The organism is Solilutibacter pythonis (assembly GCF_003697345.1).
Lineage (GTDB): Bacteria > Pseudomonadota > Gammaproteobacteria > Xanthomonadales > Xanthomonadaceae > Solilutibacter > Solilutibacter pythonis.
Genome location: NZ_RFLY01000020.1, coordinates 1 through 13361 on the forward strand (window position 1 = coordinate 1; position 13361 = coordinate 13361).

The window sequence follows — 13361 nt, forward strand, 5'->3', positions numbered from 1 at the left end:
CTTGGGAAACCCACTGACCGGCGGCATCCAGCACTCGGCGCGCCACGGGTACGTTCAGCGTGGCGTGCCAGTCCGTTTGTGTGGTGCGCTTATCGCCGGTAGTGTCGTTCGCCGCTTCGATTTGTTGAGAGAGTTGACCCGATGCGTTATAGGCATAAGTGGTCTGCACACCCCGGCCATCGGTGTGACTCAACTTTCTACCATGGCTATCATAGGTGCTGGATTCGCTCCTCGCATTGCTTGCGATCGAAAGTGGCCTGCGATATTGATCGCTTGTAAAGGCGTAGGTTTGCAACTCACCTGTCATCGTCTTGACCACGGTGTGCGTGGCATCTGGAAAGCGAAGATCCGTGCTCTCGGTGGGGCCATTCTCGCCATGTAGCACACTGGAAATCACTCGGCCGTATTCGTCATAACCAAAGGTGCCGTAACGCTTGCCGTCTTCGGAAATGATCCCGGTCAGGAGGCCAGCATCGCCATTAGGTGCCAAGCCAGATTCTCCATACACGTATTGCTTGACTTGACCGTTGCCGTAATCAACGGATGTCAAATTCGCGCGCACGTCATAGCCATAGGTGATTGTTTGACCCGTGGGTAGCAAAATGCTGGACAGCCGGCCGCTCATATAGCTGAGCTGCACCGATCGTCCACTGATATCCGTCATGGCTGTCAATCGCAGGTCCGCCCCCAATCCAGAATAGGTCAGCGTGATATTCCGACGCGGATCCCTGGCGTTCTTGATCGATGTGACATTCCCATAGTCATCGAAGTGATACACATCGCCATTGGGGAAGAACATATCGCTTTCCCAGTTGTTTTGAAGCAGCGTAGCCCCTGTCCCCGGCACGTAAAGCTGGCCATTGCCGCCATTCAATAAGGGCCAATACCCTCCGTTCTCGTCAATATAGAAGCGGGTACCGCCCAAACTCGTCATGTCACTAAATGAGTGTGTCCAACCCACCCCCAGCGCATCGTCTTTCCGCCATTGCGGTCGAGAATGATAGAAGCGACTGAATTGACGGCCAGCGAACTCAAAATCAACTTCTTGACGCGACTTATCCCCAGTTGATGGGCTACACGGGTGCCCGATTTTCAGACAACTGGATGGTCGAATCACTGTCCTGATACTATGTGTTTCTCCGGTCGTGCAAAGATTGGGCCAAACGACTCCACCAGATGCGCCATTTGGGTTTTTCCCCGCAAGATAATCACTGATGGGACGAAATCCTGCCGGACATACGAATTCCGAGAATTTGCTCAAATTGATAACCCGCTGATCTGGTTCAGCCCATCCAGGGCACTGAACCATATATGTAAATTTTCGCCTCGGGGAAGAGTTGTAGTGCAACATACGTCCAGCGCTTGCCGTTGTCGCATCGACCATATACATGGGATTGACATAACTGCCTGAATATCCAATCTCTGTATGCACACACTCTGGATACGAATATAAAAGCCAGTTATATATGGCATCAACCGCCGACTGCTCTGAGTTACAATACCCCCCCACCGTCGCACCGGTTAGATTTGGAATATCCGACTGTGGGCACACACTTGCATCTGCTTTCCAGCCATTCTGGTAACCCGGTCCGTAGATATGCTCTGGGGCACGATCATCGGCACCATAGACGATATCCATGACACCACTACTTACAAAGCTTGTAAATTTCTCCCGGAGATACGGACCAATCGTCGTTCCAGCGCGCATCGCCGTCTCGGCGGCCGCCCTCGAGGTATAGCACTGACCGGTACTGACGACGCAATAATCCGCATCCGGGACAGCGCTATTGGGCAAGTCATTCCAGATGGTCGGACCAGTTGATTGGGAGCTGACATCAGTCGAAATACCTATCAATGCCGCAACGCCCGCGAGCTGGCCAAAGCGAACAACACGCCTCAAAACAGAATTTTGCATACCACTCCCCTGGTACGAGAAACGATGCGAACTTGTATCACACCTGATTTGCTACGCACGAGAAACGTAGCAAGCCAGCTATCAAAATCCATTTCCACCTTGTTTGCCCCAGCGAGCCTTGTGAGCTTTGCTGGCAATTTCGTGGCGTTGTACTCTGGTTAGTACCTTACCCTAGCCACAACACCTTCAGCCCCCACTTCGACCGAGCCCTTGGCATCGCCATGGCCAGATGTAGCCATATCGACGATCAGCTTCGCAAGCTGATTAATGTCCTAGGGGCGCTTTGGCTTGGTCATGCGTCGAGTATGCACCTTCACCCCTGACCACTCAAGCATGTCAATATTCAAACTGAGCCCCCAAATCAGGCCCCCTTCGCCAATTGGTGACTCTGACTGAACGAGCAAGCAGAATGCGGGGGAAATCGCCCCCTTCGCACAGACCCGGCAATCTGCCGTTTCGATCCGGCTCAGGTGCGCGCGGTGATCCGCCAGGCGCGGTGGATGCGCGGGTTGCGCTCGAAATCCGCCGGGATGGTCGAGGCGCTGATGTCCTCGATCGCGCCGACGTCGGCCAGCGCGTCCTGATCGAGCCGAAAACGGCGGAAGTTGTTGGAGAAATACAGCACGCCGCCCGGGGCCAGCCTGGCGATGGCGGCGCGGATCAGCCGCGCGTGGTCGCGCTGGACGTCGAAATCCTCGGCGCGCTTGGAGTTGGAGAAGGTCGGCGGGTCGCAGAAGATCACGTCGAAGCGGCCATGCTCGGATGCCAGCCACTCCATCACGTCGGCCTGGACGATGCGATGGCGCGCCCCGCCCTGGCCGTTCTCGCGCAGGTTGTCGGCGAACCATTGCAGATAAGTGGCGGAAAGATCGACGCTGGTGGTCTCCGCCGCGCCACCGACCGCCGACCGCACGCTGGCCGCGCCGGTGTAGCAGAACAGGTTGAGGAAGCGCTTGCCTGCCGATTCCCGCGCCAGCCGCGCGCGCAGCGGACGGTGGTCGAGGAACAGGCCGGTATCGAGGTAATCGAACAGATTGACGCGTAGGCGCGCCGCACCCTCGCGCACCACGATGAACGCCTCGGTGTCGGCGAAGCGGCCGTATTTGCCGCCGCCCTTGCCGGTGGCCCGGGTCTTGAGCGCGACGCGCGTCTTGGGCACCTCGAAGACATGGCGCACGGCGGCCAGCAAATCGCCCAGTCGCTTCTTCGCCAGCGCCTCGGGAATCGAGGCCGGCGCGGCGTATTCCTGCGCATGCAGCCAACGCTCGCCAGTGTCGGCATCGGCATAGACATCGATGGCGGCGGCGTATTCGGGGATGTCGGCATCGTAGGCGCGGAAGCACTCGATGCCCTCGCGCTTGCGCCAGTTCTTGAGCTTGCGCAGATTCTTCTCGATGCGGTTGGCGACCATCCGCGCTTCGTCGGAAAGCGGGCGCGGCGCGGCCTGTTCGCTCCTGGGCGGGGCGATTTCGTCCACCGCGATCAGCGCGCATTCGATGGGACCGTTGAAGACGCGATAGACCTTGCGCGCGAACAGGCCGGTGGCGCGGGCAAGCTCCGCGTCGCCGCAGAGGAGGCTGGCCGACCATGCGGGCGTGGCGCGCCTCAACGCATCGCCAAGCGCGCGGTAGAGTGCGGCATCGGCGGCGAGGCGGGCGTCGTAGGGCGGGTTGCAGACGACCAGCCCCGGGCCTTCCGCCGCGGGCGCGGTCAGCGCGGCGATGTCGCCTTGTTCGAACCGCAGCGCGTGGGCGACCCCGGCGGCTTCCGCATTGCGGCGCGCGGCGCGGACCGCGCGCGGGTCGAGGTCGTGGCCGAAGAATGCCGGACGCAAGGCGGCAAGGCCGGCCCTGGCGCGCGCCTCGGCCGCCATCGTCAGCGCATGCCAGCCCTCGCGGTCGAAGCCCTTCCAGGCGCTGGGCAGGCGCAGGCCGTGGCGTTGCAGACCGGGGGCGACGTCGGCGGCGATCAGCGCGGCCTCGATCACCAGCGTGCCGCTGCCGCACATCGGGTCGAGCAAGGCGCCGCCTTCGCGATAGCGGCACGGCCAGCCGCCGCGCGCCAGCACCGCGGCGGCGACGTTCTCCTTCAGCGGCGCCTCGCCCTGCTCCGCGCGCCAGCCACGCCGGTGCATCGGCCCGCCCGAGAGGTCGACCGAGACGATGGCGCGGCCCTTCTTCACGACCAGGTTGAGACGCAGGTCGGGCGATTCGGCATCGACCGAGGGGCGCTGGCCACTGGCCTCGCGCAGGACGTCCACCACCGCATCCTTCAAACGTTGCGCGGCAAAGCGGGCATGGGTGATGCCATCGCCGGAGACGTGCGCGTCCACCGCCAGGGTCATGTCGGGATCGAGATGCCGGGGCCAGTCGATGGCGCGGGCGCCGGCATAGAGCGCTGCTTCGTCCGGGCAGTCGAATTCGGCCAGCGGCCACAGCACGCGGCTGGCGAAGCGCGACCACAGCACCGCGCGCAGGGCATCGGGCAATTCGCCTTCCACGTTCACGCCCGCGTTGGTGGCGGTGGCGCGGGCACAGCCCAGCGCGGCCAACTCGTCGGCCAGCAGGTATTCCAAGCCCTTGCCACAGCTGGCGAAGAATTTCATCGGCGTCGCATCCGTGTTCAAAGCCCGGCCAGCAATGCGGCGAACGCCAGCTTGCCGGATTCGACGTGCTCACTGAGCCGATGCGAATCGTCCACCAAGAGCAGCCGGTCGCGACGCGCCTGCGCCCACATCACCACTTCGTCGGCGGGGATCAGTTCGTCGCGCCAACCGTGGACGATCGAGGTCGGCACCGGCGCGGCATCGAGCGGGTGGGCGCTGCCCATGCGGATCGGCGGGGCCAGCAGGAAAAGGCCGGCCACCGGTACCCGCAACGAGACCAGGCTCGAGATGTACGCGCCCAGGCTGGAGCCGGCCAGCACCAGCGGGCCACGCCGGGCGGCGTTTTCCGCCAGCGCCAGCAGCCGTTCGATGCGCGCTGGCACGTTGCCCAGTTGGCTGACTTCGCGCTGGGCGTCGAGATCGGTGTAATCGGGGCGTTCGTGGCTCCAGCCAAGCGCCTCGGCGGCTTCGGCGAGCGCGGTGACTTTAGTGGCGTCGGGCCCGCTTTCGAAGCCGTGGGAAAGAATGCAGTGACCTGTCATGCCGACATGTTAACTGCCGCCACCCCAGGAACGGCCTGCTAGCATCGCGGCATGCGAGAACCGGCCATCGACATCCTCGACCGCCCCCTGCCCTATGCCGGCCATCTCGGCGCGCGCGCGCTTCACGACATCGACCTGGTGGTCATCCATTGCACCGAGCTGCCCGATCTCGCCACTGCGCGCGAATACGGCGAGCGGGTCCTTTACCCGCATTCGCGCAGCGGCAACAGCGGCCACTACTACATCGACCGCGATGGCCGGATCGAGCGCTGGGTGGCGGAAACCCGCATCGCCCACCACGTACGTGGGATGAACGCGCACAGCCTCGGCATCGAACTGGTGAACCGCGGGCGCTGGCCGGACTGGCTGGATTCACGAAATCAGGCGATGGACGAACCGTATGCTGAAGCGCAGATCGCGGCTCTGATCGCGCTGCTGCGCGCGCTGCATGCACGCCTGCCCGCGCTCGCGCGCATCGCCGGCCACGACGAACTGGACACCGAAACGGTCGAGGCCAGCGACGATCCCTCGCGGCGGGTATGCCGCAAGCGCGACCCCGGCCCGCGCTTCCCGTGGGCGCGGGTGCTGGCCGGCAGTCCACTCGTGCGAATCGGCCAAGCCGCGCTCCCGCCCGACGAACGGTGAAGCCCATCCAAGGCGCGCTTCGGGCCGGGCCGGCGCATGACGCTCAAGCGCCGGCCCCCTTCGCCGCGCGACGGACGCGCTATTGCTCGAAGGCGAACACGCATCCGCCATGGCGATCGGCGCCTGCCGGCGCGCGGCCCGCCACGGCCGGTGGTCGAATACGCCTCGCCCCACGGTGGCCGCGCCGTGTCGTGCCATCGCCCGGCGGATCAAGGCCGGAAGCCCGGCCTTCGCGGTGGGCGGGCGATTGCCGCCGCCTTCTCCCGCGGCAGCGGGGACGCCACGCGCCAAGCCGCACGGGCGGCGAAAAACCCGCCGCCGCTATACTGCCGCCCCGCCAGCCCTCGTCCCGCCATGTCCCCGCCCGTATCCGAACTGCTCGAGCTGCTCACGCTCGAACGCCTCGAAGACCACCTGTTCCGCGGCCAGAGCCGCGACATCGGCACCAAATACGTATTCGGCGGCCAAGTGCTGGGCCAGGCGCTGTCGGCGGCGCAGGCGACGATGGAATCCCCGCGCGAGGCGCATTCGCTGCATGCCTATTTCCTGCGCGCCGGCGACATCAACGCGCCGATCGTCTACGAAGTGGACCGCACCCGCGACGGCGGCAGTTTCTCGGTGCGCCGCGTCACCGCGATCCAACATGGCAAGGCGATCTTCTTCTGCGCGGCCTCCTTCCATATCCACGAAGAAGGCGCCACGCACCAATTGTCGATGCCCGAAGTGCCGCGCCCCGAGGACGTCGAACCCGATCCGGTGGTGCCGCCATCGATGCTGGAAACACTGCCGATCAAGATCCAGCGCTGGCTCGACCGCGCCGGCCCGTTCGAGTTCCGCCACGTTTACCCGCGCGACGAACTCAAGCCGCCCAAGCGCCCGCCGTTCCAACAGGTCTGGTTCCGCCTGGCCGAGAAAGTCGGCGACGCGCCGGCGCTGCATCGCGCCCTGCTCGCCTATGCCAGCGATTTCCACCTGCTTGGCACCGCCAACTTTCCGCACGGCATCAGCTACTACCACCCGGAAGTGCAGATGGCCTCGCTCGACCACGCGCTGTGGTTCCATCGCCCCTTTCGCGCCGACGAATGGCTGCTGTATTCGATCGACAGCCCGAGCGCGCAGAATTCGCTGGGGCTGGCGCGCGGCCAGATCTTCGACACCCAGGGCCGGCTGGTGGCCAGCACCTCGCAGGAAGGCATGATCCGCGTTCTCGACGGGAAGGACGCCTGAGTGCGCCAGGTGTTCTCCAGCCCGAGGCTGGAAAACGTCGAAGGCGTGGCGCGCCTGTTGAACGAGCACGGCATCGCCACCCGCATCCGTAACGGCCGCTCCTACAAGGGCGGCTACCGGCGTGGTTTCAGCTACCGCGCCCCGCCAGCCAGCGCTGAGCAGGCCACGGTCTGGGTGATCCGCTCCGATGACCAGCCCAAGGCGCGGCAACTGCTACGCGAGGCCGGCCTGATCGACAGTACGCGGCCGGAAGCGCGCGGCAGCTTCGCGCCCAGCCAGTATGTCCCCGCCACCGGCCAGCGCGAGGCCGGCCCGCGATTGTTCTCGCCCGGGCGCCTGCGTATCGCCCTCCTGTTCGGGATCGGTCTGGTGATCGCGATGGGCCTATGGTGGCGCTACCAGGCGCCTCGCCATGACGCACCCGCACCAGCCGCCGCCAATACGCGCCCCGCGCCCCCGGCGATGGCGGCGGCGCGCGCGCTCGATCAGGTTTATCGGGCCGAAGTGCCGACCGCGCTGGCCGAGCTGATGTTCGCGCGCATTGCCGACAGTGCGGACATCCAACGCGCCTGCCTGAAGCGCGATGGTCTGGAAGTGAGCGGCATCGCCCACCCCGCGTCCGCCGACTGCGCCAGCGCCGAAGCCCGCATCGAAGTGCGCGATTACCGTACCGATGGCTCCGGCTCCGGTACGGTCGAGGTGGAATGGCGCTCGGGCAAGGCCGGCGCGAAGCGCCGCCACGAAGTACGCCGCGAGGGCCGCGCCTGGGAAGTGCTGCGCGAATTGCCCTAGGGTTGATCCAGCCGCTTTACTCGCGCCCCGCGCCGCCGCCGGCATGCAGCCGCCGCAACTGCGCCGCCATTTCCCACGATTTCAGTCCGCGCGCGCCGAGATGCCGCGCCAGCAGGGCGCGCATCGGCCGGCGCAGGCTGGCGAGATCGTCGTCGCCGGGACGGTGATCGGCGGCCAGGGCCAGCAGCGCCGCGCCCGTGGCGGTATCGCGGCGATCCTCGCTGCCGCGATCGCGCAGCAGGCGGCGCGGGCCGTGCTCGGGATCGAGGCGATAGCGCGCGGCCGGGTCGATCGGCTCGCCATCGCCGTCATGCGCCCAGTCGAAGCCGAAACCGATCGCATCGAGCAGGTCGCGCTCGTAGCGGCGCAGGCTCCACGGCAGCGAAGCGGCGGCGCCGCCAAGATCGCGGCGGGTGCGTGCGTAAGCGGCGTGCAGCTCCGGCAAGGGGTCGAGGCGCGGCGTCAGCCGCAGGGTGAGTTCGTTGAGATAGAACGCGGCCAGCGCGGCATCTCCGGATGGCCGGGGCGCGCCGTCGATGGCTTCCGCTACCTGCAAGGTGGCCAGTTCGCCACGCTGCACGGCCTCCAGCCGCACGCATTGCAACGGTTGCAACGCCGCCCGCAGCGCATGCCGCCTGGGCGTGGATACGCCACGCGCCACCAGGCCGATGCGCCCATGTTCTGCACATAGCGCCTCGACCAGCAGGCTGGTCTCGCGCCAGGCCCGCGCGTGCAGCACGAAGGCGGCTTGGCTGGAAATGCGCATTGCGCCGCCGCCCGCCCCGCCCGTCTATTCGCCGTAGCCGAGCACGCGCAGGGCGGCCTCGTCGTTGGACCAGCCCTGGCGCACGCGCACCCAGGTTTCCAGAAACACCTTGCGCCCGAAGAGCTTTTCCATCTGTTCTCGCGCTTTGGTGCCGATGCCGCGCAGGCGGGCGCCACCCTTGCCGATGACGATGGCCTTCTGGCTCTCGCGCTCGACCCAGATCACCGCGCCGATGCGGAACAACGCCCCATCCTCCTCGAAGCGCTCGATTTCCACCGCCGCCGCGTAAGGCAATTCGGCGCCGAGCTGGCGCATCAACTGCTCGCGCACGAACTCGGCGGCGAGGAATCGCATGCTGCGGTCGGTGACGTCGTCCTCGTCGTACAGCGCGGCTTGCGCGGGTAGCAGCGGCAAGAGCGTTCGCACCAGGTCTTCCAGCCCCTTGCGCTTGAGCGCGGAAAGCGGATGCACGGCGACGAAATCGCGGCCAGCGCCCACTTCGGCCAGGAACGGCAGCAACTCGGCCTTGTCGCGCAAGCGGTCGGTCTTGTTGATTACCAATACCACCGGCACTTTCGCCTGCGCGAGCGCATCCAGCGCCATCTGATCCTCAGCATCCCAGCGCCCCGCCTCGACCACCAGCAAGGCGGCATCCACACCTTCCAGCGCCCCGCGCGCGGCGCGATTGAGTACCCGGCTCATCGCCTTGTTCTGCGCGCCGTGGATGCCGGGCGTGTCCACCAGCGCGATCTGGCCGCCATCGAAGCTGGCGATGCCGAGCATGCGGTGACGGGTGGTCTGCGGGCGGTCGGAGGTGATGCTGACCTTGGTGCCGACCAGGCCGTTGATCAGGGTGGATTTGCCGACATTGGGCCGGCCGATGACGGCAACGTGGCCGGCGCGGTAGGGTTGTTCGCTCATGCGGGAATTGTAGGCCGGTTGCGGGCGCCAGCCGTTCAGTCGTTTTCCAGCCGCGCCAGCATGCTCGCGGCGGCGGCCTGCTCGGCGGCGCGGCGCGAACCGCCCTCGCCGGGGGTTTCCAACGCCGGATCGGACAGCCGGCAGGCCACCAGGAAGTGCCGCGCATGCTCCTCGCCGCGCTCTTCGAGCAAGGCATACATCGGCAGTTGCTTGGCGCGCGCCTGCAACCATTCCTGCAAGCGCGTCTTGGCGTCCTTGCCGACCTTATTGGGCGACGGCAGCGCGTCGATCAATGGCTGGAACCAGGGCATGGCGACGCGGCGGGCCGCCTCCAGCCCGGCGTCGAGATAAACCGCGCCAACGATGGCCTCGACCGCATCGGCCAGGATCGAATCGCGGCGGTGGCCACCGGACTTCATCTCGCCGGGCCCCAGGCTGAGATGCGCGCCAAGATCGAGCCTGCGGGCGATCCCGGCCAGCGCCGATTCGCGCACCAGTTCGGCGCGCGCGCGGGTCAGCGCGCCTTCGTCGGCTTTCGGCCAAGCCGCGTACAGCGCCTCGGCGGCGAGCAGGTTGACGATGGCATCGCCAAGGAATTCCAGCCGTTCGTTGTGCGGCTGGCCGGCGCTGCGGTGGCGCAACGCCTGCGCCAGCAGCGCGGGGTGGGCGAAGCCGTGGCCGATGCGCTTATTCGGCACCGGCGCGCTTTTCCTCGCTGGCGCTGAACTTGCCAACGATATCCAGGTTGTAGAAGAGCGGCTTGCGCACCTCGTAATCGATGCTGATCTGCGCGCCGCCGCTGCGCGAACGCTCGACCTTGATGTCCCTCGGCTTCACGTCTTCCACGTAGCCCACATCGAAATGCCGGCCCAGCGAGTTGCGGATGCTGGCCGGATCGGTGGACACGCTGCCATCCTCGGCGACGCTCTTCAGCGCTTTCTTGACGCTCCAGAACTCCTGGTACATCGGGAACAACTTCATGCCGATGAACAGGAAGAACCCGGCGACCGCCAGCGCCATCAGAAAGCCGGTCAGCGTGATTCCACGTTCGCGCTTGTTCATTACCCCATCCCCTCGCGATTGAATTCGGCGAAGCTTAGAGCCTCGGGCGCGGTTTGACGAGACTGATTACCCATCGAGCTCACGGAATACGCTCGCCGATACGGGAGAAGTCCACGCCTTTGTTCCAGTTCATCCAGACCAGGAATGCCTTGCCACGCAGGTTTTTTTCCGGAAGCATGCCCCAGAAGCGACCATCCAGGCTGTTGTCGCGATTGTCGCCCATCACCAGGTAATGGCCGGGCGGTACCTGGAACTCGCCATCGCCCATGCCGCCCTGCTCCAGGCTCTGGAGGTAGTTCTGCACTAGGTGGGGGCGCTTGCCCACGGTTTCCTCGATCAACATGCCCGGCAGCGCGATGCCGTCATCGCCGCTGCGGATCTCCACCGGCCCGCGCGCCTTGTAGGCCAGCGGCTTGCCGTTGATGGTGAGCACGCCGCGCTGGTAGACGACATGGTCGCCCGGCATACCGATCACCCGCTTGACGAAATCGATACCCGCATCCGGGTCGTCCTTACCCATGCCGGGATAGCGGAACACCGCCACGTCGCCGCGCTCGGGCTCGCCGATCGATACGATCTTGCTGTTGGTCACCGGCAGGCGCAGGCCATAGGCGAACTTGTTGACCAGGATGAAATCGCCGATCTTGAGCGTCGGGATCATCGAGCCGGTGGGGATGCGGAACGGCTCGGCGATGAAGCTGCGCAGGATCAGGATCGCCAGCAGTACCGGGAAGAACGCATTGGAATAGTCGATGTACCAGGGGACATGCTCCTCGGCCAGCAGACCGGCCTCGGCGCGACGCTTCCTGAGCACAAACTTGTCCAGCGCCCAGAACACGGCCGTGACCAGGGTGAACGTGACCAGAGTGATTTCGAACCAGCGCATGTCAGGATCCAGGGGTCAGAGGCCAGAGGCCGGGAAAGAACGGAAACGTTTGTATCGAGCACCGGGACAGCCCGCAAAAAAACGGGAACGGAACAGCGGCAAGATGCGCCTCTTCCCACCGCCCGGCCCTTGGCCTCATTTATCCACCTGCAAGACGGCGAGGAAGGCTTCCTGCGGAATCTCGACGCGGCCAACCTGCTTCATCCGCTTCTTGCCTTCCTTCTGTTTCTCCAAGAGTTTCTTCTTGCGGGTGGCGTCGCCGCCGTAACACTTCGCCAGCACGTTCTTGCGCAGCGCCTTGACGGTGGTGCGGGCGATGATCTGGCTGCCGATGGCGGCTTGAATGGCGACGTCGAACATCTGACGCGGAATCAATTCCTTCATCTTCTCGGTCAGCTCGCGGCCACGACGGTCGGCATGCTGGCGGTGGCAGATGATCGACAGCGCGTCCACTTTGTCGCCGTTGATCAGCGTATCCACGCGCACGAAGGGGCCGGCGTCGAAACGCAGGAAATGGTAATCGAGCGAGGCATAACCGCGGCTCACCGATTTCAGCCTGTCGAAGAAGTCCAGCACCACTTCGGCCATTGGCAGCTCATAGCTGATCTGCACCTGGCTGCCCATGTAGGTCATGCCGATCTGGGTGCCGCGCTTCTCCTCGCACAGCTTGATGACGTTGCCGACGTAATCCGGCGGGGTGAGGATGTTGGCGCGAATGATCGGCTCGCGGATTTCCTCCACCATGTTCACCGGCGGCAGCTTGGCCGGGTTGTCCAGCGGCATCACCTCGCCGTCGGTCTTCAGCACTTCGTAGACCACGGTCGGCGCGGTGGTGATGAGGTTGAGGTCGTATTCGCGCTCCAGCCGCTCCTGCACGATTTCCATGTGCAGCATGCCGAGGAAGCCGCAGCGAAAACCAAAGCCCATCGCCTCCGAGCTTTCCGGCTCGAACCTGAGCGCGGCATCGTTCAGGCGCAGCTTGTCCAGCGCCTCACGCAGGTCGGGATAGTCCTCCGCATCGACCGGGAACAGCCCGGCGAACACGCGCGGCTGCATTTCCTGGAAGCCGGGCAGCGGCGCCGGCGCCGGATGGCCGGCATGAGTCAGGGTGTCGCCCACCGGGGCGCCGTGCACATCCTTGATCGAGGCGGTGATCCAGCCCACCTCACCGGCCCTGAGCCGCTTCAGCACCTTGCGCTTGGGGGTGAACACGCCCACGTTGTCGACCTGGTGGGTACGGCCGGTGGACATCACCAGCATCTTGTCGCCGGGCTTCAGTTCGCCCTGCATGATGCGCACCAGCGAGACCACGCCCAGGTAATTGTCGAACCAGGAGTCGATGATCAACGCCTGCAAGCGGTCGGTATCGCGCGGGCGCGGCGGCGGGATGCGGTTGACGATCGCCTCCAGCACGTCCGACACGTTGAGGCCGGTCTTGGCGCTGACCGGCACCGCGTCGTCGGCATCGATACCGATGACCGCCTCGATCTCGTCCTTGGCGCGTTGAATGTCGGCGGTCGGTAGATCGATCTTGTTGATGACCGGGATCACTTCCAGCCCCTGCTCCACCGCCGTGTAGCAGTTGGCGACCGATTGCGCCTCGACGCCCTGCGCCGCGTCCACCACCAGCAATGCACCCTCGCAGGCGGCCAGCGAGCGGCTGACTTCGTAACTGAAATCGACATGGCCGGGGGTATCGATGAAGTTGAGCTGGTAGACCTGCCCGTCCCTGGCCTTGTACGGCAGCGAGACCGACTGCGCCTTGATGGTGATGCCGCGCTCACGCTCGATCGGGTTGGAATCGAGCACCTGCGCTTCCATCTCGCGGTCCTGGAGGCCGCCGCAGAGCTGGATGATGCGGTCGGCCAGCGTCGACTTGCCGTGGTCGACGTGGGCGATGATGGAGAAGTTGCGGATCAACCGCATGGATTCTGGGATTTCGGACGACATCGTGGCGATTCAGCCGCCAACGCGGCCCTTCGAAAATCAAGCGGAGGATT

Annotated in this window: 12 protein-coding genes; 3 read left to right on the top strand and 9 right to left on the bottom strand. The window is 65.1% G+C overall.

Annotated elements, in window-relative coordinates:
- The 3 genes from EBB59_RS13530 to EBB59_RS11755 form a co-directional block, all read right to left on the bottom strand.
- A partial coding sequence (locus tag EBB59_RS13530) for a DUF6531 domain-containing protein (protein WP_147455580.1) occupies positions 1–1915 on the bottom strand: 1915 nt, incomplete at its 3' end.
- Between the two features lie 466 nt (positions 1916–2381).
- The gene (gene rlmKL, locus EBB59_RS11750; RefSeq protein WP_122102390.1) at positions 2382–4520 is read right to left on the bottom strand and encodes a bifunctional 23S rRNA (guanine(2069)-N(7))-methyltransferase RlmK/23S rRNA (guanine(2445)-N(2))-methyltransferase RlmL; all 2139 of its coding nucleotides are present in this window, start codon (positions 4518–4520) and stop codon (positions 2382–2384) included.
- Between the two features lie 17 nt (positions 4521–4537).
- Positions 4538–5062 (bottom strand): alpha/beta family hydrolase, encoded by a 525-nt coding sequence (locus EBB59_RS11755; protein WP_122102344.1) that lies wholly within the window; start codon positions 5060–5062, stop codon positions 4538–4540.
- A 51-nt stretch (positions 5063–5113) separates the two neighbouring features.
- On the opposite strand from EBB59_RS11755, the gene EBB59_RS11760 reads away from it, so the two are divergent.
- The 3 genes from EBB59_RS11760 to EBB59_RS14090 all read left to right on the top strand — a co-directional run bounded on the left by EBB59_RS11760 (position 5114) and on the right by EBB59_RS14090 (position 7726).
- A complete protein-coding gene (locus tag EBB59_RS11760) occupies positions 5114–5707 on the top strand; it encodes an N-acetylmuramoyl-L-alanine amidase (RefSeq protein ID WP_122102345.1) in 594 nt (197 codons plus the stop codon).
- Positions 5708–6061: 354 nt separating this feature from the next.
- Positions 6062–6934, top strand: coding sequence for an acyl-CoA thioesterase (locus EBB59_RS11765; protein WP_122102346.1), 873 nt, complete (start codon positions 6062–6064; stop codon positions 6932–6934).
- Complete coding sequence (locus EBB59_RS14090) at positions 6935–7726, top strand: hypothetical protein (protein ID WP_211327742.1); 792 nt, start codon at positions 6935–6937, stop codon at positions 7724–7726.
- A 16-nt stretch (positions 7727–7742) separates the two neighbouring features.
- Here EBB59_RS14090 and recO read toward each other — a convergent pair whose 3' ends face one another.
- The 6 genes from recO to lepA all read right to left on the bottom strand — a co-directional run bounded on the left by recO (position 7743) and on the right by lepA (position 13287).
- Positions 7743–8492: a DNA repair protein RecO gene (gene recO, locus EBB59_RS11775; protein ID WP_122102347.1), complete on the bottom strand. Its 750-nt coding sequence runs from the start codon at positions 8490–8492 to the stop codon at positions 7743–7745.
- 24 nt (positions 8493–8516) lie between these two features.
- A complete protein-coding gene (gene era, locus EBB59_RS11780) occupies positions 8517–9413 on the bottom strand; it encodes a GTPase Era (RefSeq protein ID WP_122102348.1) in 897 nt (298 codons plus the stop codon).
- Between the two features lie 35 nt (positions 9414–9448).
- Positions 9449–10111, bottom strand: a complete 663-nt coding sequence (gene rnc, locus EBB59_RS11785; RefSeq protein ID WP_122102349.1) for a ribonuclease III — start codon at positions 10109–10111, stop codon at positions 9449–9451.
- Complete coding sequence (locus EBB59_RS11790; protein WP_122102350.1) at positions 10101–10475, bottom strand: DUF4845 domain-containing protein; 375 nt, start codon at positions 10473–10475, stop codon at positions 10101–10103. Before EBB59_RS11790 ends, rnc begins: the two co-directional genes overlap by 11 nt.
- Before the next feature lie 79 nt (positions 10476–10554).
- Positions 10555–11361, bottom strand: a complete 807-nt coding sequence (gene lepB, locus EBB59_RS11795; protein ID WP_122102351.1) for a signal peptidase I — start codon at positions 11359–11361, stop codon at positions 10555–10557.
- A gap of 135 nt (positions 11362–11496) precedes the next feature.
- Complete coding sequence (lepA, locus tag EBB59_RS11800; protein ID WP_170156561.1) at positions 11497–13287, bottom strand: translation elongation factor 4; 1791 nt, start codon at positions 13285–13287, stop codon at positions 11497–11499.
- Positions 13288–13361: the final 74 nt, after the last annotated feature.